The sequence below is a fragment of the Candidatus Sororendozoicomonas aggregata genome (assembly GCF_031528575.1).
In the GTDB taxonomy this organism is placed as follows: Bacteria; Pseudomonadota; Gammaproteobacteria; order Pseudomonadales; family Endozoicomonadaceae; genus Endonucleibacter; species Endonucleibacter aggregata.
This window is the reverse complement of record NZ_JAVLSP010000015.1, coordinates 33,545-57,541: the sequence shown is the minus strand read 5'-3', so window position 1 is coordinate 57,541 and position 23,997 is coordinate 33,545. Positions and strand designations below refer to the sequence as shown.

The window sequence follows — 23,997 nt, the reverse complement described above, 5'->3', positions numbered from 1 at the left end:
CACTGACGTCCATAATAAATTGCGGGATTTGTACAGTCAGCGTCAAACACTGTTAGACCAGAAAAAAGAACCCGATGCTGATCAGGCTGTGCTCGATGGGTTGTTGCGTGAGAATGCGATGGCCATTGCTGAACGTCAGGCGCAGTTTAAAGGCACCTTCCAATTCGACTCCACCGCCACAGAGCCAGAACCTGAAACCGCAGCACCGGACGCTACCCCCGATGAATCTATTCTCAGGCTCGGTACCGACAACGCCCTGTACATGAACCCCACAAGCCCCGGTCAAACCGGTAGCACGTTTGCCGGCGCAGGGTTTGAGCAGCAGACACAAGCCCCGCCAATTTATCAGCCTGACGCACAGTTTTCAGAAGAAACCCTACCCCCCCTCGGTTTACCTCACCTGGCACAGCCTGAAGCGCCGACCCTGTACGCCGATAATCAGGGCAACGTGGGAACCGATGCCGGACAAATCCATACTGAGAGCGTCCGCCGTGAGCACAGCGCTTATCCCCGGTATACCGGCAATGAAGATCAAGACCGGCAAACCTACGCCGGGCGAATGACTGGCCTGAATAAAGTGTTGAGCGAGTTTAACTGGAAACCCAGCGATAAAGCCCGCCGTCGTCATTTCAATGCCGTGATCAAAGAGCGCCGTGAGCTGGAAAAGAGCGCTCGCCAACAGGCGATGACACAAAAGCAGTCGGCGTACACCCCGGTAAATATCGTCGATAAAATCAAGGCGATGAAGCAGGCATACCACGATGACCAGTTGGCGGCCTTTGACCGTGCCATGGCTGACATTCAGGCAGAAAACCAGCGTGAACGTGAGCGGATGCTCAGGGATGAGTACCCACTGAACGACCAGGGCCAGGACAGCCGGTTACAGAACCGTGAACTTTCCCAGCAAGAAGAAGTAACTCATCCCCAGTGGTTTAAACCCTTTGCCGAATCCGTCAACCTCCCCGACCCGGATCTGCTTGCTGAAGACATCATTGAGCGTAAAGCCTATGCCGAAGACAATGGCAAGGTACCCACGTATACGGTTAAACGACCTTTGGGTGGTGGGCGCTCACGCTTTGAAGTCTATAACCTGCAAGGCAAGAAAGTTGCCACCAGTATTCATTCACATAGGGCAAGTAAAGCGGCCATTAAAAAGAATGCCTTTGAAATCGCCAACTATATATTTGATGTTACCGCGAGCTGGCAAGCCCCCGCGCTGATTGATCCAGTCTCATCGAAGGACGCCGATACTTTGAGGGAAAGCGCCGATAATTCGCCCTCAAATCAGGGTGAGAAAATAGACCCTCACTCTTCAGACAACTTTTCAGACGAACCTTCAGACGCCCAAAAAGAAGCCGGAAACTACAAAAAAACGCACATCAAACTGCAAGGGCTGGATCTGAGTCTTGAAAACCTCAAAGGCTCCACCCGATCCGGTACTGACCCCCATGGCAAACCGTGGTCAGTGAAGATGCGGCATGACTACGGTTATATCAAAGGCACCGAAGGGGCCGACGGCGACCATGTGGATGTCTTTGTTGGTGATAACCCGGACAGTGAAAAAGTCTTTGTGGTGGATCAGGTCAACAAGGACGGCTCGTTTGATGAACACAAAGTCATGCTTGGTTTTGATGACCGCCAATCCGCCGTTGATGGCTATAAAGCCAACTACGAAAAAGGCTGGACGGTGGGTGACGTTACCGAGTTAAGCACAGATGCTTTCAAGCAGTGGCTAAAAGAAGGGAATACCCGCGAACCATTGGCCGGGCAAACGCTAGAGGCGCAGAAAAAAACAACGCCGGACACAGAAAACGCCGTTAAAAAAACCGACAAAAAAACCGACAGCCAACCGGCAAAGAAAAAGCAGCCCGACGCAAAGCAATCCTCCGAGAAGTTTGATGACTTTGGTGAACAGCTAGGCGGTGCCCGTAAGGATCAGTCCGGTCGTCGCTTACTGAGTCCTACTAAGAAAAAAGACACCGACAGCAAAGCCACCAAAAAGCCTGGTTATTACCGTCACTATGAGATCAGTGAAAGGATTACCGGAAAGGATAAAGGCAAATGGGTGTTAAGGCGTGACAGCTCTAAACGTAAAAGCCTATGGACATATGTCGGCATGTTCGATACGCGGGAAGAAGCGGAGCAGGTCATACCCGTTTATGAGATGTCCATTAAGCACCGTGTACGGGAAGAACCCAGAGACTCCGGCCAGTGGGAAGTGTATCGCCGGGTTACGGATCGTAAACGCTTCCCGGTCAAGAAAGGCTTTAGCAGCCGCGATGAAGCCATGCGCTGGATGATACAGAATGCCGATGAGGTGATCAGCTTCAAAACGGCCCTCGGTGATGAGATTCGCCCGAATCTGGAAGAGGTTGACCGTCGGGGGACAGCGCACCGAAAAGGCAACGTGAGGCCGGAAGACTTCCAGAACACCTTTGGCTTTTATGCCGGGCAGTTTGGTAACTGGAATACATCGAGTGATCGCCAGGCGGATTTGAATTATGCCTACGACGCATTGATGGATCTGGCGGAAGTGCTGGACGTTCCCCCACAAGCCCTATCCCTCAATGGTGAGCTGGCCATTGCCTTTGGTGCCCGTGGTCATGGGTTAAGTGGCGCGAAAGCCCATTACGAGCGCAACTTCGGCGTCATCAACCTGACCAAGATGAACGGCGCGGGTTCACTGGCCCACGAATGGATGCACGCGCTGGATCATTACCTTGGCCGACAGGATGGTAAGGCCAGTCCTGCCATTGAGAACCCGGGCAAAGAACCACGCTTTAATGCCAGAAAACAGCGTAACGATTATGTGTCCCACGGGTTTGGTTACAAGAGCGACGTCCGTGATGCCCTGCGTAAACAGTGGGACGCGTTAATGGATACCCTGACGCGCACCACGGAAGAGTATCTCGAAGACGGTCAGCAATTTAAAAAGACCCTGGCAAGCCGCAATCAGCAAGTGACCCAAACGCTTGCGGGTATCCGTGAACTACTGGCAGCGGATTACACTGACGCCAGCTACGTCTGGAAAAAGCGCCACAGAAAACCGGCCACCAAAGAGCAACTGGCCGAGTTCGACAAACTGGCAACGACCCTTGAGAAAGCTGTCACCGATAACGAGCGTATCCCTATTGATTGGGTTGAGCGCGCCAATGCCAAAAAGCCCGGATTCACCAACGATACCCTGAACGATATCTCGGTTCTGCTAAAGAAAGTTCGGGGCCGATCCGGCTGGAGCGAGAAAGGCAAACTGACCAAACTGGCCGACCGTATCAACTGGCGTAATGGCTCGCTGGATCTATACCTCTCTATCGAAAAAAAAGCGAAGCGTACCCGCAAGCGGCCAACGGATTTTGTCGGTGAAGCGCACTATCTGGATCAGGGGCGAACCGGTGACTACTGGGGTACCCGTCATGAGCTGTTAGCCAGGGCTTTTGAGTCCTACGTGTTTGACCAGATTCATGATAAAAACCTGGCCAGTGACTATCTGGCCTATGGTGTCACGAACGAACACTATCAGTTTTTAGGGGTTAAACCCTACCCTGAAGGCAACGAGCGTAAGCGCTTTAATGAAGCCTTCAGCAAGGTGTTTAAAACACTCAAACACCGCAAGACTGACAACGGCACGCAGCTTTATAGCCTGCGAACCACACCCGCCAAAGGCTTAAAACGTGGGCCATTGCGACTGAAGCTGGCACCGCTGGAGAAGAAACTGGGGGTACCCGTTACGGTGCTGCAAGCAGAAAGCCAGTTGCCGCGAGACGTGTATCAGGGCATCGTTAACGACAAGGCGCAAGGCCGGGTGCGGGGTGTGTTCAGCAATGGCCATGCCTTTATCGTGGCAGATAATCTGGACTCAACCGGGGAAGCCGTTAAAACGGTGCTGCATGAAGTGGTGGGCCATAAAGGGGTGCGTGCGGTATTAGGCAAACGCCTCGATAAAACCCTCGATCAGATATACCGGGATATGCCCGACAAGCTGATTGACGAACTACGCACGACGTACTCACGACAGCTTGAAAAAAAAGGCACGACAGAAGGCAACCGGATTGTCGCTGAGGAATATCTGGCCCATTTAGCGGAGTCTGATTCGCAAAATACGCTCCTCAAAAAAATCTATGCCCTGTTGCGTAATGCTTTGCGTCAGTTATTCCCACGCATTCAATGGCAACCCAACGACGTGGTGGAACTACTGGCCGCCTCCCGTAAAGCCCTCAAGCAAAGGAGTGGTAGTGGCGCCAACAAGAACACCCAACGCTACCATGATGGTAAGGTGGCAGACACGTTTTACTCGGCAGTGGAGCGCGGTGCCGCCGCGGTGAAATCAGACACCTTACCGGCCCAAAGCTGGCTCAATGCCATCAAAAAGCAGCCCAACGTCACCGACGAAGAAATTCAGTGGTTGGGACTCGATACCTGGCTAACCAGCAAGAAAGGCGAGAAGCTGGAAAAACAGGACGTGCTCGATTATATCCGGGCGAACCGGGTTGAGATTGTGGAAGTAAAATATGGCTCCCCCACAAAAGAAGAATATAACGATCAGGAAGATGTGTATCATGAACAATGGATTGATAGTGTCAGTGAACACTTTGGTTATGGGGAAATTGCTTCATCTGAGTGGCAGGAATTGGTTGGTAATCATCGGGGACTACTACAGGAGAGTAAACAGAAACGCCTTGAGAAAGACCTGCGAGAGGCGCTTAAAACAGGCAGGCATGAAGACCCGGACAGGTTTTTTGATGAGGATGGCAACATTATCGAAGAAGAGATCGAAGAGTATTCGTCAGAGCGAGCCATTGACCATATCAATGACATGTACGATGAAGAGATCTTTTATGAAATTCCTGATAAAGAAAGGCGTGATTTTGCTGAGAGAATGTATGATCGATATGGCCGAGATGGGTTTGAATTGGATTCTCCAACCCAGTATGACAGCTATAGTACCCCAGGCGGAGAGGACTACACTGAACTGTTACTGACTCTGCCTGAAAATGTCATGGCCGCCGATAGGACGGATTATTTTAGTAGCCATCACTGGGATGAGGGGAACGTACTGGCCCATGTGCGTTTCCAAACCTTCCATGACAAGGATAAAAATAAGGTTTTACTGGTTGATGAGGTGCAAAGTGACTGGCACCAAAAAGGCAGGGATAAGGGTTATGTTGACCCTGCGCATAAAAAGTCAATAGAAGCAGAAATTGAACAACTGGAGCAGCAGCAACGGGATATTGTTAAACAGTTATGGCCCGAGATTGAAAAGGACAGAATGGGTTTTTTAATGTCGCATGGCGAGAAAGGCTCTTTGTCCAGAGTATTACGGCCTTGGGTAGCAGGTGAGAATATACTCTCCTATGCAGCGGACTACATTTATAATAAACACCTTGCGATTAAAGAGGTGGCAAACAGCTATGGTATTGATACGCCGCTTAAATCAGTGGAAAATAAAATTGAAGAACTGATTATAGAGCTTCGTAGAACAGATCGTGTCCCCAACGCCCCCCTAAAAGACAACTGGCCAAACCTCGTCATGAAACGCATGATCCGCCACGCCGCCGAGAACGGGTTTGATCAGGTAGCGTGGACAACGGGGGAGCAGCAGGTTCTGCGCTACGGTTTGGGTCGAGAAATAATATCAGTCAAAGCCAAACCAAGGTTTGGTGTCGATCTCGATAATACTATGCGTCTGGATTTCTTTGATGTTGAGGTCAAAGATATCAACGGCCAAACCAGGCGATATGATCAGGATGCCGCATTACTGGAGGATATCGTGGGTAACAACCTGGGCAGGCAAATCAGGTCTCAAGCCAATACCATTAAAGAGCAGCTTGACGGTGAAATACAGAAATGGCGCGTACAACCTGACAAACAGAATGCAGATAAATACCTTGTCACTGACCCGGATGGCAACACGCATTATGACTCGAATGACGATGCTTTTAACTCACAGGACAGCGCTCATGAATTTATCGCCGATTATATAGGCAGTCACAGCAAAGAGACCGTCAATCTGGACAACCTTAATGAGGTGGTCGGCGGTGACGGCATGAATGCCTTCTACGACAACCGCCTTGTCAATTTTATGAAGAAGTACACCAAAAAGTGGGGTGGCAAGGTCGGCAAAATCGAGCTGGAAACCGGCGACGGCAATGAACGGTTCTGGTCGGTACCCGTCACGGAGAAGATGAAAGACTCAGTAATGAAAGACGGGCAGCCGAGGTTTTCATTGAAAGGGGATGGTGAGCAGCGAGGCTTCCAACAGCGTTTGCATAAGATGCTTCATTCAAGAAATGCCAGGGTTCATCACATCAAGGTAATGAACACTCCAAAAGCACTTGAATACTTGGGAGCAAAAAAGCAGCCACTGACCATAGCAAGGCGAATCATAACTAAATCAACGAAAGGTTCTCACTCTGTCTCAATGAGTGTCGTTGAGCAATTGCCAGAGTTGCTGAATGATCCTGAATTAATTTTCACAGGCAGTAAGGAGGGCAGTTACGCCGTGGTCGTTAAAGCTTGGGAAGGGGATAAACCTGTAATGGTCGCCGTGAATATCAGGGGTGGAAGCATTGACAGCATTCATGGCAGAACACCTGATCAGTACAAGCTTTTGTACAAGAATAATCAGCTTAGGTATTACAAAGATAACGAGAGCTTAGGTTTGATGGGGGAAAGTGAGTCGAGCCTCGACTATACGCTATATGCCCCGGTGCAATTCCAGGGAGGTGAGCGCCAGCCTAGAGACTCCAGGGTAAGACTAGTCAACGCTAAAACCCTTGTCAAAACATCTACTGGTCAGAGAGATAGTGATTCTGACAGCGATAACCGCTACTCCCTCAAACAGGACATCCCCAACGACGTGGAAAAGGTCATTAACGACATCCACGGTGGTACCCGCAAAAACCGCAAAGGTTGGGTAGAGCGGGTAAAAGACTGGCTGAAAGAACACCCTGATTTCAGCGCCAGAAAAGCCATAGCGCAAGATACCCTGGACAGCTATAAAGATAGGATAGCGCAGGGTACCCTGGATAGCTTCCATTCCATTGCCGTGATGGAGCGGGGCGAGAACGGCGGCAAGCTGATGGAAGCCGCCAGATCTGCCTGGAAAGCCGCCTTACGCACCACAAACCTTGTCGGGGTAATGACCGCCATTTTAGGCAAGGGGACGCCCAAGCTGGTTGATGGTTCTGTCACCCTTGCCAAGGGCAGCAAAGGCTTCCTTGAACTCTTTGAAGGCATCGCCCAACAAGGCGAGCTTGAACTGTGGGAAGTCTGGGCTGGTAGCAAGCGCGCCATGCGTCTATTGCGGGAAGGCCGTGAAAACCTGTACACCCCTGAGCGCATTAAAACCATTCAGACCTACGTGAAATCCATGCCCGGTATGGAAGCACGCTTTCAGAAAGTCTTTGATGACTATCAGCGATTCAACCGCCAGATCCTCGACTTTGCCCAGGATGCCGGGTTGATTGATGCTAAGACACGCAAACTCTGGGATAAAGGCGACTACATTCCTTTTCATCGTATCAATGAATTGGCTGAAAATGTCGGCGAGCAGATGAAGGTGTTTCGTAAGCGCGGGCTATCGGGGCAGAAATCGGGTATCAAAGAACTCAAAGGTGGCGTAGAAAGAATCAGCCCCATTGAAGCCATGTTCCGCAATACCCAGGCAATGGTGGATGCCAGCTTCAAAAATATCGCCATGCGGCGCATTGCTGATCTGGGTGTGGAAACCGGGGCCATGACCCTCACCAAAGGCGGTGTTCGCCTGACGGCAAGCGACGTAACAGCCAGGCTGAAAGAAATGGGCCTGAGTACCGACGAGCTTACGCCGGAGCAAATGAAGCGCTGGCAATCACTGCTTGGCAAGTTTACTGACCTGGGTGATGGTGTGGTGACTGTCTCGCGCGACGGAAAGACCGAAACCTATCAGGTCAACGACCCGTTGTTGCTGGCGTCCATTGTTGATCTTGGGCCACAAAACGCCACCTGGTTAATGAAATTGCTGTCTTTGCCCAAGCGTTTGTTGACCGCATCCGTTACGGCAGACCCCGCCTTTATGTTGCGTAACCTCATTCGTGACAGCTTATCCACCTGGATGGTGGTTCACCCTGAGATCAACGGCAAGGCATTGAAGGTCAACCCCATGACCGCTGCCCTTCGCACCCTGAATAAAAAGCTCGAAAACGATGACACCCGCTGGAACATTATGATGGCCGGGGGAGGGAGCAGTGAGTTTTACGACCTGACGCCCGATAATGTCAGAACCGAGTTAACCTCGGCGAATAAAAAAGGCTTGACCATTCATACGCCCGGTCAAGCCTGGCGGTGGTGGAAAACGTTTGGTGCCCGGTTTGAAAATGCCAACCGCTTCCATGTGTATGAACAGGTCATCAAGCAAGGGGGGTCGGTGGCAGAGGCCGCGCACCAGGCACAGGATGTACTCAATTTTTCCATGAGGGGCCAGTGGCAAGCAATGCGGTTACTGGTGTCGGCACTGCCGTTTTTTAATGCCCGGTTGCAGGGATTGTACAAGTTATGGCGCGGGGCAAAGGCCGGTGGTAAAAGTGGTTGGGCCGGTATCGCGCCGTCTTTCCTGTTACGCGGCAGTGCCTATGCGGCTGCCAGTGCCGCCCTTATTGCCCTGTACGACGATGACGAGCGATACAAAAAACTGCCTGAGCACGAAAAGGTGAACTACCATCACTTGTGGTTCGACGATCAGCATATTCGTATACCCAAACCCTTTGAAGTGGGAGCGATCTTTGGCACCGTGCCGGAAATCATCACGCAAACCGCCATGGGCAAAGAGGAGTTGAAGTGGGCGAAAAAGATGGCCGCCAATATCATGCTCCAGACCTTGGAATTTGACCCTGTACCCCAGGCATTTCGCCCCATGCTCGATGTGGCCACCAATAAAGACAGCTTTACGCAAGCGCCCATTGTCCCCATGGGGTTGCAATTCGTGAAGCCTGAAGCCCAGTTTGATCCCTGGTCATCGGAAACCGTTAAACAGATGACCCGAATGGTACCGGAGGGTGCCCCGGACTGGATGCGCTCACCGAAAAAACTGCAACACCTCTTGCAAGGGTATTTCGGCACCCTCGGCGCTTATGTTCTGTCTGCCACTGATCTAGTGACCCGCCAGGCTGTTGACGCGCCCGCGCGACCCGATAGACTTATCCAGGATATTCCTGTGGTTGGCTCGTTTGTCCGCGACGGTGAAGGCAGAACCCGCTACCGCAATGAAATGCAGGAAATGCAAAAAGAACTCAACGAACTGATGACGACCATTAACCGATACAAGAACAATGGTCGAACCAAAGACGCCAGGGCCATGATCCAGGAGAACAAACGTCGCCTGCAAGCCCGTCGGCAAATCAACCGCTATGGCGACCGTATCAGCAAACTGAACAAAAAGATTCGCCATATTATGGATAATCGCCTGATGAGCGCTACCACCAAGCGCCAGCGGATCGACGCCATTAGTCAGCAGATCAACCAGCTATCAGCAGAGGCCGTAGCAAAGTACGGGGATCGGTTTTAGCCACTGACTGAATGGGTGGTGACACGCGCCAGCACTTCTTTGTGGACAGTTTCAGCTTCTTCCCAAGAGCAGGCCCGTCTTACCAGGTCATCTTCACCGTTACGGAAAACGATGGTTTCAAACAAGTAAGGGCGGCCATCTGAGTCGGAGCCATAAGTGCTTATACCTAGAAAAACTGTACTGACATATAAGCTCTCATTAACTTGCGTACTGGCAACACGTCGAAGCTTAATATTCTGTTGGAATTCTGCCCACTTTACCATGTCAGCCACCGTGTCAGTATCGAATTTGACCGGTGTTTTATTATCCAGTATGTAAAACATAGGTCAGTATCTCCATAAATTGACTCAGGGTATTATGTCGGGCACATGACTAACGGTTGTATTTAAACACAGCTTTCCTACGATAAACTTCAACATGCTTACCTTCTTTTTCAAAATAAACAATCAGCATCATTTTTTGGTCATGATCTTTCTTCAGAGGCTTTCCGTCGCTGTGCTTAATCGGCGTTAGTAAAGAAAAAGGGGTTGCTGTTCCGTCGTCGAAAGTCGCTGTATACCCAGCGATTTTCTTTCTGCCAAAATCGTACAGCTTAGCGTTATAGGAAACTTCAACACTTTTAGCTTTTTTCATCTTTGACAAAAACTCTGGATAGGTTGGTATTTCCGGCACTAACAGACGACATGCGCCTGCAATAAATGAAAAATAGTTATAGCCTTTTTTGGCATTTTCTGTGTCGAAATAATCTGTATATTTTATTTCCATCCCGTTTTTGCTGTTTTTTATAAGAGGATCAGACCATATTGTATCCATATACTGCATACTGTACCCTGTTGTGTTAAATTTCACTAAGATGGAGCTGGTGATAATACACTGCCTGTCTGTGTTACACCAAGTCGCAGGTTCAGTTACTTGCTCTTGAGCACACTGTCAAACATGCCGTTTCGGTAGTCTTCACTCAACTTGATGACATTTTCAAAGTGATAGTCTTTTAATCTCTGATCAACACGCCCCGTGTGCGTGACTTTTAACGCTTCTAAATCGCTTCTACTGAAGCCGTCATATTCCCCATTTTCAAAAATAATCCCTATGCCGCATGGTTCATCATTATCTTCATCCAAACTATAACGCTCATAGACAGCGCCATAGCTCCCTGAATCAACATTCATGACAGATTCACCTATTTTTACAATACTGCCAACTTCAGGTAAGTTCTCCTGGTCATCTCACACAGGGTTACGCGCTCGTAACGTCGCCAGGCTTCCAGGTGCTCTGGATAGACTTTGCTTAATTTGCTTTGGTTTTGTGGATCGACTTTACGTATGAGACGAAATAGTTCACAGCTAAAGTTAGTCTCCTGGCGGAAGCTGTTAGGAATATCAATACTGAGGTAGTGTTTGATTTCGCTTTCGTTGAATACTTTTTTCATGATCTTATCTCTATCTGCCCGTTGGCGGTCAGTGCAGCACTGCTACATCATGCCAGTCACTGCCAAGCTATCCAACACCTTGACTCCATCTGGCATTCTATTTACCCTGAAATCTTCAACCTCGACTCTGCCTCAGTCTTTATACTGAGCACTCATCCATGTTACAGAGTCGGGGTTTCCTTCTTGCTATTGCTCACCAACGGTTATCGGCACATATCGCGCAGAATCTCCATTGCCCGTTCAGGTTCGACCTTATCTTCGTTGCGGGATTCTGGAATAAGGCCGGATGGTTGACCGTATCTGATACCGTTCACTGAGACAATTTCAGAAGGCAGTGTGAAATGGGGCTGCCCTTTGTCTGACAAAACTTTCATAAGCAATTCCTTGAGGCCCGGTGTTTTAATATCAGTTTCTTCAACTACATATAGCCCATCGAATCCTTTGACTGCTACAACATCGTCCTCTTCAATTTTTCTTTTGAAGGGGGGGCGCTCGGCAATAGCCTGCCAAGTTTCTAATTTTATCAGATGCTTGGCGATTTTTATTATTGGAGCAAGGTTAGTCTTTGGCCTGTCTAAATTAACAGTTTCAATACCCCAACCGGCAAAACTTCCCCAAAAAGTTGGTTTCTCAGAAAAAAAATCAGTAAAATCACCCTCGTCGAGTGTTATAAATTTTACTTCCTGCGGTATAGCATTCCACAGCTTTGGATCAATTATCATTCTACTTTCCTTGTTCAGCTCGCTCTTATACATCAATCTTCGGTAATTCTTTCAAGTGCTCCGCTACTTCTCGCAAATGATAATCCCTGAATTTTTCCCATTCCTTTTGAGCATCTTGTCTTGAGAAATCAGGTGAGTTACCAATTCTTAATCCTACTTTGAAAGCCCTTTCAACCGCATAGCCCAGAATTATTTCAGTCGCCGTTTTTGCTTTTGTCACTTGACTGAGTTCAAGAAATAATTGGTCGATTGCTTCTGTTACTATTTTTTCACCCTCTGGCTTTGAGCGCGTCATTATAATTCACCTTTGTCGTCTGTTCAGGAGCTGTTTGCTTAGATCTCAGTATCTGAAGCTGTTCATACAGACTTTCAAGTTGCCCCGGTGTCAGAACTATCTCACCATCTACCGGGCCATTGTCGAATGAGAGAATCAGGTTGTGCTCTTCATCAAAAGCACCCCACTCACGTGTCGATGGGTTTCAACGGTTCTCATCACTGCCTGCTGTGCTTTTGATGCTTTTTCCATCACCCGACCGTAGACGGCTTTTTTTTCTTCTTCGGAAGCGTTGCGGATGAACTCTGAAAAGGCGGTGTCCTTGCGTTCAGTCATCGTTACTCACCTGGTTCCATATGCAGTCCATTATTTGCTCTTTGACGTATTGTTGAACATAGCGACTTGAGCACCGGTATGGCCAAGGGCACTGTAGGGCAGCACCCATTTACTGTTGTTACTTTGCGCTGCGGCCAGGGACGCCTCGATGCGCTTCAGCTCTAACAGCTCTGGTGAAATGCCCTCGGCAATCGTGCGGTTCTGATCCCGTAACGTTCTCGCCTGCGTCATCTTGATCTTGTAATCTGCTTCCGCTAACTGCTGTTGACCGGCTTTTTTGGTTAGCTCAATTTGTACCTGGGCCTCCTCCTGAGCGATTTGCAACTCGCGCTCTTTTGCCAGCTCTGCCGCGCGGGTAATGGTGGCAGGGTATTTGATGTTGCCAAGAGCGACGTCCGTGATTTTAATAGGCAAAGCGCTCGCTGCTTTGGTAACAGACTGGTATATCTCCCCGGAAATTCGTGCGTAGTTCTTATGAACATCTTCGACGCTATACCGTGATAGCACTTCACGAGACTTGTTCCGCACAATCATTTTGCCGTAAGTCTGGTAAACCTTGTCGAGGGACACCAATCCTTTTGTGGGCACAATGTCATTAAACATGGCATTGAGTACCGGCTTGCTGGTGCTATCGACCCTTGCGCGAAAACGCACGTCAGCGGTCAATGTGAGTTTATCTTGCATAATGATAGTCAGTGGTTCTTTGTATGTTTTCGTCCCTGTTTCGATTAAAACCAGGCTTTCCCGTAAACCGACTCTCACACGAGATGGCGGGTAAATATCTGGCGAGTAGCCTGTCGTAGTTAACAGCTTGCCCACGTGAGCAGGTGGCACTTGTTCATGACCACAGCCCGTGAGTAACATTGCCAATAAAAGAGTCAGCGTGATTGTTATTGTTTTCATAGTATGTCCAGGTTTATGCGTTTTTCTTATCCGCACGCGGGGTAAGGTAGCCAGGCAATGGCTAAAAAGAGCAGGTAGACGATAATGCCAGCGAAAGCAGACACAAGGATTGCCTTAAAGGTTGCCTTAAAGGTTGCCTTAAAGGTTGCCTTCATTGCGACTGCTCTCCCAGATTCTCCTGCTTCACTGCTTCATTCTGCCGCCGGTTTGTTTCAGCGCTTTTGGCCAGTACTTCAGAGAATGACGACGACTTTACCGCTACTTTCTCAGGTAATTCCTGGTGTCGTTCAAATGTCGCGTTGTCTGCCTGTATCGTAGCGGTGTTATCCACAGTCAGGCGGAAAGGGTTGAAAAGCACTATGACAAACCCCAGCACCACGACCGCACCCAAGGTTTTATACATTTTCGCATTGAGCAGGAACCACATCAGTCCGATAAACCCAATGACGATCACAAGAACAGATAGTGACCACCAGACCAGCGTGACGCTCATCGGCTTTCCTCCAGCGCACTCAACACATCGCCAATACACACCGATAAGGTGAGCGCTTCTGTGGCCAGCAAGTTGTAGTACGATGAATCACCCCTATCGCCAGCCATACGTAGTAATTCCTTTTTCTCTTCCAACTGGTCTTGCCAGGTGTAAAGTAGTTTTTTTATCTCATCCGTCACCGCAAAATCCCCTTTTCCTGCATAATAATCACCGCTCTATCCTCCGCTGGATGTATCCAGTCTTCCGCTACGCTCTGGCAATCTATTGACCACCGTCGCTGAGTAGTTTCTGAGCTGTTTGCGCTCAGCAGACCCAATGGGTTCCGTTTTTGCCTTAATTCCCCGTGGCGCAAGTGCCACAACATCAGCAATCGCAACAGTACCGGGTTCTGTCGCAGTCGTTTAACCAGCCGGGTATCGGCCCTGATGGTCGAGCGCACATGCTGCCAGCTCTTCTGGATCTCTGTTGGGTTATCACTGTATCGAAGCAGCAAAACCCGGTAATCACCACTGGCCAGCTTGTCCCTGAGTAATCGGTGACGGGCACCATCGTCACCAATTCGTTCGTCTTTCGTGGGTTTCCATGGTGGGCGACTGACCCTCGCGTCCCCGTACCCTGTTTTAATGTCCCGCTGCCAGGCGGCGCTCTTGTACTGCGATTCAACAGCGCTGAATGTCCGCAACAATAAATATTCCGCGTAAGTCATAATGGCCCTCCATTGCCCACAAACTGGCTACGCCACTGCTCAACCTCTCTACGTGTTTGTTCAATCAATGCCTCTTCGGTGCCGTAACGGGCAACAAAAGCGGTGTAATTTTTATGCACGGCGTCACTGCCGTACAGGTGGTGATCCGGGCACAGGGGCATGGTGTCAAAATGGCTGGCACGCTGGCCTTTGCCAATGCCTTTGCGTTTATGGTGAACCTGAGCCGGTGTTGCCTTGAACAACGTATTTCTACAGCAAATACAACCCAACCGCGCAACAGCGTGCATGTAGTTTTTTTCTTCCTGTGTCGCCATTAACAAAAATTCAATATCTGGTTAACGGTGTCTTCAACGGCTTCACGACTCCACCCATTGCCGAACACTTGTCGCAGCAACACGTCAATGGTTTTTGAATACAGAGCCGCAAAGGTCTGTTCGTCCATCTGTGAAAACTTCATACTCTTTGCCCTCGCCCTGACGCTGCCATCGGGGTAGCCAATCACCTGGTAAAAACCGGCCTTGATGACGCACCACTTCCTGAACTCTTCCCGGTTCTTTTCCGGGGTGATAACGCCGTCACGGGTGTGTACGGATCGCGGTTCATAGTATTCATAAGCCAGATCGAGCAAGGCAAAATACTTGCGATGAAACCGATAGTTTCTGGCTTTACGAAACTCGCACCGGATCACGTCCCCGACTTTCAGCCCTTCAACAAAATCTGTTGTCCCGGCTTCTGCCGGAATGACCAACCCCGAGGGCGTTTTAACAAAAGCCAGTTCTGTCATAAGGCGTTAAGCGCTACCCAGCCAATCAATCCAACGTAAGCCATCCATAAGGCCGCTAGTGCCAAATTAAAAATTACCCCTCTCATACCATTCCTTTGAGTCGTTTACGGGCTTCAGCGCCACTCATGGCCGTATCAATGCCCTGAATGTCCATAATCTTCTTCAGCATGTCATCACCACCGCGCTCCAGATTGCTCGAATTGTCTTCAAGCAGCTTTTGCGGTGACAGATCGAGGCCGTTAAAAACATCCCGTGCCACTCGCCGGTACTCCTCGGCAAACTTTTGCTTTACCTGCCCGACGTTAAACTGATCGCAGTGGGCAATTTCGTACCAGCCAGTGGCCCGCCCTGCCACGCTCACCGACGGATGGCTCCATTCGTGCGACTGTGGGCTAGTACAGCGCAAATTGACCTCTTCCCAGGCATCAGAAATGGCTGGCCAACCCAGGTCTTCCGGTTGTACCTTGCAGTATTCCAGAAACCCCACCACGGACGGTGGCCAATCACTGCCAGACGCTTTCACCCGCACTATGCCAAGCTCGATCTGTTTTGGGCGCAAATCTTTCAGGGCGGTTAGCCACACGCTATTCCTGTCGGAAAACCCCCACTCCCGTGTCCACTTGCTCTGATACCACTGGATCATGGTCGTAAACAGCGCCGCTATGTGGCTCCGCTTCACCGTCTCCCGCGACTTTTGGTTGGAGGTAGCCGCCTTCGATGAGGTCGGCTTCGTTGGCTTTGAGGGCTTGCTGGTAGGGAGTAAGTGACTGACGTGCTTCATGGTTCACCGTCCACGGGTTTGTTATGTTGTCGGGGTTGTTGAGAAAGGTCGTGGCTTGCATCACGTACTGAGTCCCTGTTTTGTCGGTTTCGTTGCAAAACCGCCCATAGCGCATAACGGCCATGAGTAGTTGTTCAGCCGAAAATTCTTTTTGTCGAGTTTTATAACGTTTGAAAGCTGTCTTCCTGTTGCCCTGGCTACCCTCACGTTTGGGATATTGTTGCCACCACTTGTCAAAATTGTTGGAAATTTCTTCATCATCCGACGTGCGCCTGGCAGAGCGCACAAGAGTATTAACTCTCTTACTCTCTATCTCTCTTTCTCTCTTTCTCTCTAGGCGAGATTCTGACGATCTGCCCACGAACTTCCCACGAAGGGCGTTAATTTTGTCTTGAAAATCCTTGCAGCCCTTATAAACACTGGCTTTTTCGTACATAGTGTCTAGCAGCAAAGTAAGGTCTGGCACCTGCTCAGGGAGGGCTTCCAGGTCGTTTAATCGTGCGGTGAATTGTTCCGCATTTGTTGTGTCGTTGTGTCGAATAAACTGATTAATGCACACATAGTCGGAACCATCACAGACAGATATAAACTTGATCGTGGCCAGTTCGTGGAGTGTTCGTGAGACCGTCGCCTCATTCCATTTTAAGTCGCCGATGATATACGCCTTGGGCAAACGGAAGACGCCAAGCATGTTGCCATGGGGACAAGAAAGAAGATAAAGCGCCAGCAGCTTACCCTGGTCGGATAACTTCAAAATATCCTGGCTAATCCAGAACCGGCTTTCCACTTTGCCGAAGGGTTTCATTTGTCATCCTTGTTTTTTCTTTCGGAGGCGAGGCGGAATAACTTACCAATCTCAGCATCGTTGACTTTCAGGTCGGGGCGAAGGGTAAACAGGTCAATGCCGGTGTACTGAGAAACCTTGATGGCCAGATCGCCGCTGATACGGTGCTGTTCCAGCTCGATACAAGACATGGAGGGCTGGGATACCCCCAGAAACGCTGCTAGCTCAGCAATGTTTATACGGTGGACTTTTCTCCACTCTCGAATAATATGCATAGCCTAAAATCCTTAAACACTATTGAATAAATAGTTTTACCTATTTATACGCATATGTTGTCCCGATCCGCAACTCCTCTATGATATGATCCAAAAGAAAAGCCACTGTTACCGGAAGTAGCTGTTGTATGCCTGATTTTATTGACCGCATGACGGAGCTTATGAGGCTTCGGGGATTAGTGCCCAAGGATGTTTTCCAGGGAGTGAATGTTTCGCAACCCACATTCAGTGACTGGGTGACTCGAAAAACCAATGTCAGTGTTGCTAATCGCCTGAAGATCGCCAAATTCTTAAACACGTCTCTGGAGTACATGGAGACAGGAAGGCGTAGGCGTGAGTACCCCACGGCCTTAAAAGTTCAATCCATCGAGAACCTGACAGCGTTTGCTATTGCCCTAGATAAAGCACAAGTTAATCCTGGTCTGAAAACCCTAGCCGCTAATGCGAAAATGACTAAAGAAACGGCCATTGAGCAATTTAATGAGCTGGAAGACTCGCGCTTTGCCAATGTTGACGACCGCACGGCAACGTATGTATGGACACTGGATAACGACACCATGACAGCGCCTACGGGTGAGTCATGGCCTAATGGTGCTCAGATTGCTTTTCACCCGCATAAGAAACCCTTGCAGGGGCATTGCATCATGGTCATTATGGATGGTCGGCTATGTTTTCGCCGCTGGGTAGAAGTTGATGGCGTTCAGATCTTGACCTTGCTAAATCCTGCCTATTCACAAGGTACGGCTATCCACTACAACGGCAACATCTGGGATATTTGGGTTGGCACACCTATCGGCTATACCCAGTTCACAGCCCCGTAACCACTCCTTCTAAAGCGAACAAGTTATTTCATTGCTAGATCTTTTTGAAATAATTGCTTGCACTATTAAATAGCTTAACCTATATATTTTATATGCTAAAAATTAAATAGAAACTAACGTCATGAAAATAAAAAACTGCCCTGTATCCATGGACGAAGGACGACACGCGGCTGAAGCCTGGGATACCGCCGATTTTGAACATATCGCCGAAACCATTGAAAAAGAAGTGGAAGAACTGCTTGAGGCTATTTGTGAAGGCAAGACCATTGTTATAAATGGCAACGCTTTAACCCCTCTGGATCTGCTTAACGAACTGGATACAGACAATCAAACCCCGAAAGAATGGCTCACTACAGTCGTAGCGCTCGAAACACTTGAAGCAGAGTCGAACAACGGCACACCCTATAACCAGTTGAGAGACGCCCTGATTCAAATGGAATTTATCACCGATAAACACGCCGCGTAAAAACATGCGAACCATACGAGGTAGTAAACATGAGTATGAACATGACAAATATGGCTGAGGACGTTTCCCGCACCATCAGTGACTGGAAAGAAGAGGAAGCGCTCAAAATCACCTATCAGGAATTGCGTAAACTTGAGCGGGAAATAATGGGCTGGTTGACTTACTACATCGCCACCATGACCGAGGAAGAAAGGCAGGTTTTTGTTAACGACTGTAAGGAAATTGAGAAAGGGGCGCGCTCATGAGCATCATTTTGAAACCCGGCATTTACGATGACCTGTCTTCTGATGACTACCACAGCGCTAATGGGATTTCCTCAAGCACCCTTAAGGAAATGGCCCGTTCAGCAGCGCACTGCAAAGCCAAACGTGATGGTGATCGAATGGTAAGCACCGCAGCCACGAATATTGGCATTGTGTTGCATACAGCGGTACTGGAGCCTGAGCTGTTCGTGCGACAGTACGCAAAAAAGCCCACTGTCGCCGGTTTCCCCGATGCCCTGGTGTCGCTCGATGATTACAAAGCCTGTGCTAAAAAGCTGAAGCTGCCGGTTTCCGGGACTAAAGATGCCCTGAAGCAACGCATTCAAGAAGCAGATAGCAGCGTGCTGTTTTTCGATGATGTGATAGCCGAACAAACACAAAACAAAACCGTACTGAACGACGGCGACTGGGAACTGTGCGATGGCGTCGTCAAAGCTATCGGAATGCACGAGAAAGCCCGTAAAGCGTTATCAAACGGTGTGGCTGAGCGTTCTGTGGTCTGGGACGATCCCATTACCCAAGAGCTGTGCAAAGCAAGGTTCGACTACTACCGGGAAGACCTCGGCATTATCTTCGACCTGAAAACCTGCATTGATGCCCGGCAGTGGCAGGCTACCCGCGCCATTGAAAAATACAAGTATCACGTATCAGCGGCCATGTACCTCGAAGGCGCAAGGGCGAACGGGCTGAAAGCCAATGGCTTTGCCTGGCTGTTTGTTGAAAAAGAGGCTCCCTATGCCGTGGGCCTGTACATGGCCAGCGCCGCTATGGTGTCCAAAGGCGCTGAGCAATTCAGAACATGGCTAAACCAGTATCACGACTGTCAACAGTCCGGTATCTGGCCCTGCTATCCCAGCGAATTTACCACTATTGAGCTGCCAGAGTGGGCAGCCTGATTGAATAACAGAGGTGTTTATGCTGCCCATACTCCAAAAAAACCAACTCGCCATTGATAAAGCCCTCGATGGCGTCATGCACGTCAATAAGTTTCTACGCATTATCGCCACTGAGTTGCGTAAAAACCCCAGAATCCAAAGCTGCGAGCCAGCTACCGTTCTTGGGTCTGTTATTCAAGCGGCAACCCTGGGCCTGCAAGTGGGTGGCGTATTAGGGCATTGCTACCTGGTGCCTTTTTTCAACAAGCATACCGGGCGTCAGGAATGTCAATTCATGCTTGGCTACCGGGGCATGATCAAGCTCGCTCGTGAAAGTGGCGAGATAGCCAGCATCGAGGCGCGGGTGGTCTATGACAATGAAAAGTTTTCTGTGCAGTACGGCACCCAGTCCTATATCACCCACAGTCCCGCCATTGACGGCAGCGCGGGAAAAATACTGGGCGTCTATGGCATCGCGAAGATGACCAGTGGTGAGGATTACATTGAATGGTTGCATGTCAGCAAGATTGAAGGGTTTCGCACTCGCTCCAAATCGGGAAATGCTGGCCCCTGGCAGACTGATTATGAAGAGATGGCGAAAAAAACCGTCGTTCGCCGCATGTTCAAATTCCTTCCCCTTGGCGAGGTGGCGCAAAAAGCGGCCAAGCAGGACGAGCTGGAGGATTTGAATGTTGTTGAAGGCGAGGCCAGCGAAGTCGTGGATATTAAAACCGGCGAAGTGCTTGAAGCACAACCCACGCACATTATAACCAATGCCGACGATTTGAATAACGCCCTGTGAAACCCTTTGCTCCCGTAGCGGCAAGCTCAGGCAAAAGCTACGAACCCAACCTGACAATAAAAAGGAAAAAATTATGTCAACGGATGTAGGCGAATTTGTTGCCGACCTCGATGGCGGACTGGTGGAAGAGAAATTAAGCCGTATTCTTTCTGACGTCGCCGGGGCAGTCATTGATCACAACGCTGCCGGTGAAGTCATTCTCAAGCTGAACCTGAAGCGGCTGGCACAAAGCTACCAGGTCGTGGTCAACCACACCATTAAATACACCCGACCCACTTCACGGGGCAAGGTGACAGAGGATGAAAGCACCTCCACCCCCATGTATGTGGGTGAAGATGGCAAGCTGAGTTTTATGCAGGAAAACCAGCACGCGCTGCTTAATAAAAAAGGCCAGGTACAGGAGAACGTATAATGGATCGCTCCGCTATTGAAGCTATTGCTGACAAAAACACCCTGATTGAAATAAATGAACATCTTGTCCAATCCGGTATACCTGTCGCGATTTTGCCCGAAAACGCTCGTACCTATAAATATGAGGATTTGGATAGGTTTCGTTCCCGCTTCCGTGGCCTGATGAGCACATCAAGCATCAATGATTTTGGTACTTATGTGGAACTTCATAAAGAAGAACACTCTGCCTGTTTTATTGATATTAAAAATACAAAGGCTGCTGCTGTGCTCAACCTTGGCAACAAGAACATGCCCGGTCACTGTGATCACCGCTCAGAACTGACACTTAAAAAAACGAGCGGGTATGATGCCCTGATGGGATTCCATTGTTACAAGCACTCACAGAAGGAATTTACCGAGTGGCTTGAGGACTGGTCAGACAATATTAAGGTGTTAGACGGTGAAGAAAATCCGTTGGAGTTGAAAAAGGCCATTGGTGCCTTGCGACGTCTGACCATTGACGCCCATTCAGAACAGTCTCATACAGAAGAGAATTTCAAATCTTCCCGCTCCACCCTTGAAAGCGTCGAGGCTAAAAGTAAAGGCAACACGCTCCCCGCCTGGCTGGAATTTACTGTCCAGCCCTTTGCTGATTTTGAACAGCGAACAATACGGCTGAGAGTATCCGTGTTAACCGGCGGCTCAAAGCCCGTGCTGATCGCCAGCATTGTTGGGCTTGAAGTACTTAAGCAATCCCTGGCTGAAGAGTTTCAGCAGAAGGTGGAGGCAAAGCTCGACGGCATCATGCCTACGTATCTGGGCGTGTTCTCAGCCTGAATGACGGGGGGGTTGCCCCCCTTTTTTTAAAACTCAACTGGAGATTTGTATGAGAGGTATCAACAAAGCCATTATCGTTGGCACGCTAGGGGGCGACCCCGATGTGCGTTACACGCCAGACGGCAAGTGCATTAGTACTGTATCCATGGCGACTAATGAAAAGTGGAAGGATAAACAGGGCCAGCCCAAGGAAAAGACTGAATGGCACCGTGTTACCTTATTCGGCAAACTTGGCGAGCTGGCCAGGGACTATCTACGCAAAGGTTCAAAAGCCTATGTGGAGGGTAAGCTCACCACGCAAAAATGGCAAGACGACCACGGCAGCACGCATTACACCACGCAGATTTCAGTGAATGAGATAGGCGGTGTGCTCCAGTTGCTTGATCCGCCGCCTGCCAATAACCATCAACCCGCCGCTCAACCTGCGCAATCTGCACAATCTGCACAGAAGAGTCACCGCCAACAGCCTGCCCATACCCAGAACAGCTACCAGGCACAGTCTCAGGGCACCCAACGGCAGCCAGCTCAGCAGCAACCCCAGCAGCAAAAACAACAACAGGGGTTTGATGATGTTAATGATGAGATTCCGTTTTAGCTCAATGTGAGGAAGTAAAAAATGACACGTTCAGAGATTATTCTGGCCATTCTTGATAAAGCACAAAGCTACGAAGTGATAGCCGAGGAGTTGCCCAGGCACGATTTAACGCTCACCCCGGACGTTTTAGAAGCCCTTGATAACGCCTCTATTTACTCGTTCGGAAAAATTATTTTTGAACTCAACGGAAAGGTGGTGACGTTAATACCGTTGTTCAAGCGGAATCTGATTGAATTGTGCCACGAGATTGAACAAAAAGACGCTGGCAATACCTGGCAAACCTGGCAGTGACCCCATAACAAACTTTGACAAAGGTAGAACACGCATGAAAACACCCACGAAAACATTCGCTGTGACAATAAATCTTTCAGAATACAAGATTCCTGGTTTTGATGATGTGACCCCTGAAGCTATCAAGCAGGCTGAAAAAACCATTGGAGAACTGGCTCATGACCCAGTTCAACTGTTTCAAGCATTCGTCCTGCTTGCCACCCTGTTATCCGTAGAGACAAATTGCAGGGACGAAAATGGGAAACCCGATTTAAGCAAAAAAGACGAAGATCGACTTCGAGGTGCCATTTCCATGGTTATGGCTTCTGCTTTGACATGGTGTAATGAATCCGCAGAAAGTCAAGACGCTCATTAATTCCGTCTGAGTACCAAACCAGGATCACCACAATAATAAAAAGGATGTTAGTATGACCGCCTGCACCCAAACTCCGCCTGCCTTGCCCGTGATCGCTGGCGTTGAAATTACCACCGACGCTGAAGGGCGGTTTAATTTGTATGCGCTTCATTGTGCCTGGTGTCAGGCTAAAGGTATTACCCCTGCAATAGGGCGACACAACGCACCTTATCAATGGTTCAGGTCGCAACAAGCCAAAAATCTTATTGCTGAAATGAATAGCCAGACGGCAAATTCGCAGCCTGCTCTAAAGATAAACAATGGTGGCAAAAATCCCAGCGCTTTTGCCCACGAATTGCTGGCAGTATCTTACGCAAGCTGGATCAGCCCAGGATTCCAATTGCAGGTGACTCAGTGCTTTCTGGACTATAAAGCAGGCCGACTGCAACCCACGACACAGGAAGAACACCTGACCCTCGATGATAAGCTGAGAATCGCCGGTAGCTGTCTCGATCTGGCAACCCGCTACGGCTTTGAAGGCAATCAGGCACGCTTATCTGCGGATAGGGCATCACAATCACTTATTAATTTCTCGCCCCTCAAAGCCATGGGGCAAGAAAAGCTCATTGCTGAAAATAAAGAAAAGGCATTTATTCCTGCAGAATTAGGCAAAATGCGGAACCCAACCATTACAGCACAGGAGGTTAACCAACGATTGAAAAAGGCAGGCTTGCAAGAAAAGCTCGCTGGCGAATGGAATCCAACGGAAAAAGGGAAAGCATTTTGTGAGGTCGTCGATACCACACAGGCGCAAAGCTCAGGCCGACCTGTTAAGCAGATTCTGTGGTACCCGTCAGCGGCAGCGCACTGGAAGCAGGAGCCAGAACCTGAAACAGCCCCCACGCAGCAACCAGAACCGCAGTCTACACAGTCTATTTACACCCAGCGCAAGAAACCAATTAAACGCAAAAGCAGAGGTAGATGGGGTCTGTATGCCCTCGACAACTACTACTCCTTGCGTGAACTTGCCCAAACGCTCGGTATTCTATTTGGTGAAGTCACTAAAAAGCTCCTGGATAAGGGGATTATAGAAGTCAGCGCCCGATACAAAAGCAACAATAAATACATACTCACCAAGGAAGGTTGGAAAGTAGGTGCCATGTACGACCCTTCAGATCAAATGCTTTACACCGAACCTTGTGGAAAGGCATTGATCAGCAATGCAAGGGTAGTGTTTACCGACGACATAATAACATTTTTTTAAGCGCTGGTAGTCAATAAACAGGGCAGCCCGG

At 49.3% G+C, this 23,997-nt stretch carries 29 protein-coding genes; 12 read left to right on the top strand and 17 right to left on the bottom strand.

The annotated features are described in order from the left end of the window. Nucleotides 1-28: 28 nt before the first annotated feature. Entirely contained in the window at nucleotides 29-9,541 is a 9,513-nt protein-coding gene (locus V4C51_RS04985) for an LPD38 domain-containing protein (RefSeq protein ID WP_330925031.1), read from the top strand. Here V4C51_RS04985 and V4C51_RS04980 read toward each other — a convergent pair. From V4C51_RS04980 to V4C51_RS04900, 17 genes are all read right to left on the bottom strand, one after another. After that, complete coding sequence (locus tag V4C51_RS04980; protein WP_330925030.1) at nucleotides 9,538-9,864, bottom strand: hypothetical protein; 327 nt, start codon at nucleotides 9,862-9,864, stop codon at nucleotides 9,538-9,540. The two genes, V4C51_RS04985 and V4C51_RS04980, sit on opposite strands and share 4 nt — an antisense overlap. Before the next feature lie 49 nt (nucleotides 9,865-9,913). Beyond that, nucleotides 9,914-10,363: a hypothetical protein gene (locus V4C51_RS04975; RefSeq protein WP_330925029.1), complete on the bottom strand. Its 450-nt coding sequence runs from the start codon at nucleotides 10,361-10,363 to the stop codon at nucleotides 9,914-9,916. An 86-nt stretch (nucleotides 10,364-10,449) separates the two neighbouring features. After that, the gene (locus V4C51_RS04970; RefSeq protein ID WP_330925028.1) at nucleotides 10,450-10,710 is read right to left on the bottom strand and encodes a hypothetical protein; all 261 of its coding nucleotides are present in this window, start codon (nucleotides 10,708-10,710) and stop codon (nucleotides 10,450-10,452) included. A 17-nt stretch (nucleotides 10,711-10,727) separates the two neighbouring features. Continuing rightward, a complete protein-coding gene (locus V4C51_RS04965) occupies nucleotides 10,728-10,970 on the bottom strand; it encodes a hypothetical protein (RefSeq protein ID WP_330925027.1) in 243 nt (80 codons plus the stop codon). A 203-nt stretch (nucleotides 10,971-11,173) separates the two neighbouring features. Continuing rightward, complete coding sequence (locus V4C51_RS04960; protein ID WP_330925026.1) at nucleotides 11,174-11,692, bottom strand: hypothetical protein; 519 nt, start codon at nucleotides 11,690-11,692, stop codon at nucleotides 11,174-11,176. A 25-nt stretch (nucleotides 11,693-11,717) separates the two neighbouring features. Beyond that, on the bottom strand, nucleotides 11,718-11,987 hold the full coding sequence (locus V4C51_RS04955) for a hypothetical protein (RefSeq protein WP_330925025.1): 270 nt from the start codon (nucleotides 11,985-11,987) through the stop codon (nucleotides 11,718-11,720). Between the two features lie 135 nt (nucleotides 11,988-12,122). Next, a complete protein-coding gene (locus V4C51_RS04950) occupies nucleotides 12,123-12,302 on the bottom strand; it encodes a hypothetical protein (RefSeq protein WP_330925024.1) in 180 nt (59 codons plus the stop codon). A gap of 30 nt (nucleotides 12,303-12,332) precedes the next feature. Continuing rightward, nucleotides 12,333-13,205 carry an SPFH domain-containing protein gene (locus tag V4C51_RS04945; RefSeq protein WP_330925023.1) on the bottom strand — a complete coding sequence of 291 codons (873 nt, stop codon included), beginning with the start codon at nucleotides 13,203-13,205 and terminating at the stop codon, nucleotides 12,333-12,335. 26 nt (nucleotides 13,206-13,231) lie between these two features. Continuing rightward, nucleotides 13,232-13,360, bottom strand: a complete 129-nt coding sequence (locus V4C51_RS04940) for a hypothetical protein (RefSeq protein ID WP_330925022.1) — start codon at nucleotides 13,358-13,360, stop codon at nucleotides 13,232-13,234. Next, entirely contained in the window at nucleotides 13,357-13,698 is a 342-nt protein-coding gene (locus V4C51_RS04935; RefSeq protein ID WP_330925021.1) for a hypothetical protein, read from the bottom strand. The genes V4C51_RS04940 and V4C51_RS04935 overlap by 4 nt, the downstream gene beginning before the upstream one ends. Continuing rightward, nucleotides 13,695-13,877, bottom strand: coding sequence for a hypothetical protein (locus V4C51_RS04930; RefSeq protein WP_330925020.1), 183 nt, complete (start codon nucleotides 13,875-13,877; stop codon nucleotides 13,695-13,697). The genes V4C51_RS04935 and V4C51_RS04930 overlap by 4 nt, the downstream gene beginning before the upstream one ends. After that, nucleotides 13,874-14,404 (bottom strand): hypothetical protein, encoded by a 531-nt coding sequence (locus tag V4C51_RS04925; RefSeq protein ID WP_330925019.1) that lies wholly within the window; start codon nucleotides 14,402-14,404, stop codon nucleotides 13,874-13,876. The genes V4C51_RS04930 and V4C51_RS04925 overlap by 4 nt, the downstream gene beginning before the upstream one ends. Beyond that, nucleotides 14,401-14,718: a Ref family recombination enhancement nuclease gene (locus tag V4C51_RS04920; RefSeq protein WP_330925018.1), complete on the bottom strand. Its 318-nt coding sequence runs from the start codon at nucleotides 14,716-14,718 to the stop codon at nucleotides 14,401-14,403. The genes V4C51_RS04925 and V4C51_RS04920 overlap by 4 nt, the downstream gene beginning before the upstream one ends. Next, nucleotides 14,718-15,188 carry a DUF1367 family protein gene (locus tag V4C51_RS04915; protein ID WP_330925017.1) on the bottom strand — a complete coding sequence of 157 codons (471 nt, stop codon included), beginning with the start codon at nucleotides 15,186-15,188 and terminating at the stop codon, nucleotides 14,718-14,720. Before V4C51_RS04915 ends, V4C51_RS04920 begins: the two co-directional genes overlap by 1 nt. Before the next feature lie 82 nt (nucleotides 15,189-15,270). Next, complete coding sequence (locus V4C51_RS04910; RefSeq protein ID WP_330925016.1) at nucleotides 15,271-15,771, bottom strand: replication protein P; 501 nt, start codon at nucleotides 15,769-15,771, stop codon at nucleotides 15,271-15,273. Nucleotide 15,772: 1 nt separating this feature from the next. Further along, nucleotides 15,773-16,774 (bottom strand): hypothetical protein, encoded by a 1,002-nt coding sequence (locus V4C51_RS04905; RefSeq protein ID WP_330925015.1) that lies wholly within the window; start codon nucleotides 16,772-16,774, stop codon nucleotides 15,773-15,775. Further along, nucleotides 16,771-17,028: a helix-turn-helix domain-containing protein gene (locus V4C51_RS04900; RefSeq protein WP_330925014.1), complete on the bottom strand. Its 258-nt coding sequence runs from the start codon at nucleotides 17,026-17,028 to the stop codon at nucleotides 16,771-16,773. Before V4C51_RS04900 ends, V4C51_RS04905 begins: the two co-directional genes overlap by 4 nt. A gap of 128 nt (nucleotides 17,029-17,156) precedes the next feature. Here V4C51_RS04900 and V4C51_RS04895 point away from each other — a divergent pair, with 128 nt between their 5' ends. From V4C51_RS04895 to V4C51_RS04845, 11 genes are all read left to right on the top strand, one after another. Next, complete coding sequence (locus V4C51_RS04895; RefSeq protein ID WP_330925013.1) at nucleotides 17,157-17,849, top strand: helix-turn-helix domain-containing protein; 693 nt, start codon at nucleotides 17,157-17,159, stop codon at nucleotides 17,847-17,849. A gap of 121 nt (nucleotides 17,850-17,970) precedes the next feature. Continuing rightward, on the top strand, nucleotides 17,971-18,315 hold the full coding sequence (locus tag V4C51_RS04890) for a hypothetical protein (RefSeq protein WP_330925012.1): 345 nt from the start codon (nucleotides 17,971-17,973) through the stop codon (nucleotides 18,313-18,315). A 29-nt stretch (nucleotides 18,316-18,344) separates the two neighbouring features. Further along, nucleotides 18,345-18,560: a hypothetical protein gene (locus V4C51_RS04885; protein ID WP_330925011.1), complete on the top strand. Its 216-nt coding sequence runs from the start codon at nucleotides 18,345-18,347 to the stop codon at nucleotides 18,558-18,560. After that, nucleotides 18,557-19,474 (top strand): PD-(D/E)XK nuclease-like domain-containing protein, encoded by a 918-nt coding sequence (locus V4C51_RS04880; RefSeq protein ID WP_330925010.1) that lies wholly within the window; start codon nucleotides 18,557-18,559, stop codon nucleotides 19,472-19,474. The genes V4C51_RS04885 and V4C51_RS04880 overlap by 4 nt, the downstream gene beginning before the upstream one ends. A gap of 19 nt (nucleotides 19,475-19,493) precedes the next feature. Further along, nucleotides 19,494-20,255 (top strand): recombinase RecT, encoded by a 762-nt coding sequence (locus tag V4C51_RS04875; protein ID WP_330925009.1) that lies wholly within the window; start codon nucleotides 19,494-19,496, stop codon nucleotides 20,253-20,255. A 73-nt stretch (nucleotides 20,256-20,328) separates the two neighbouring features. Then, nucleotides 20,329-20,667 carry a hypothetical protein gene (locus tag V4C51_RS04870; RefSeq protein WP_330925008.1) on the top strand — a complete coding sequence of 113 codons (339 nt, stop codon included), beginning with the start codon at nucleotides 20,329-20,331 and terminating at the stop codon, nucleotides 20,665-20,667. After that, nucleotides 20,667-21,482 (top strand): DUF2303 family protein, encoded by an 816-nt coding sequence (locus V4C51_RS04865; RefSeq protein WP_330925007.1) that lies wholly within the window; start codon nucleotides 20,667-20,669, stop codon nucleotides 21,480-21,482. The genes V4C51_RS04870 and V4C51_RS04865 overlap by 1 nt, the downstream gene beginning before the upstream one ends. 49 nt (nucleotides 21,483-21,531) lie before the next feature. Further along, nucleotides 21,532-22,077 (top strand): single-stranded DNA-binding protein, encoded by a 546-nt coding sequence (gene ssb / locus V4C51_RS04860; RefSeq protein ID WP_330925006.1) that lies wholly within the window; start codon nucleotides 21,532-21,534, stop codon nucleotides 22,075-22,077. 21 nt (nucleotides 22,078-22,098) lie between these two features. Continuing rightward, nucleotides 22,099-22,368 (top strand): hypothetical protein, encoded by a 270-nt coding sequence (locus V4C51_RS04855; protein WP_330925005.1) that lies wholly within the window; start codon nucleotides 22,099-22,101, stop codon nucleotides 22,366-22,368. A gap of 34 nt (nucleotides 22,369-22,402) precedes the next feature. After that, the gene (locus V4C51_RS04850) at nucleotides 22,403-22,723 is read left to right on the top strand and encodes a hypothetical protein (protein WP_330925004.1); all 321 of its coding nucleotides are present in this window, start codon (nucleotides 22,403-22,405) and stop codon (nucleotides 22,721-22,723) included. A 52-nt stretch (nucleotides 22,724-22,775) separates the two neighbouring features. Further along, entirely contained in the window at nucleotides 22,776-23,966 is a 1,191-nt protein-coding gene (locus tag V4C51_RS04845; protein ID WP_330925003.1) for a KilA-N domain-containing protein, read from the top strand. Nucleotides 23,967-23,997 lie beyond the last annotated feature (31 nt).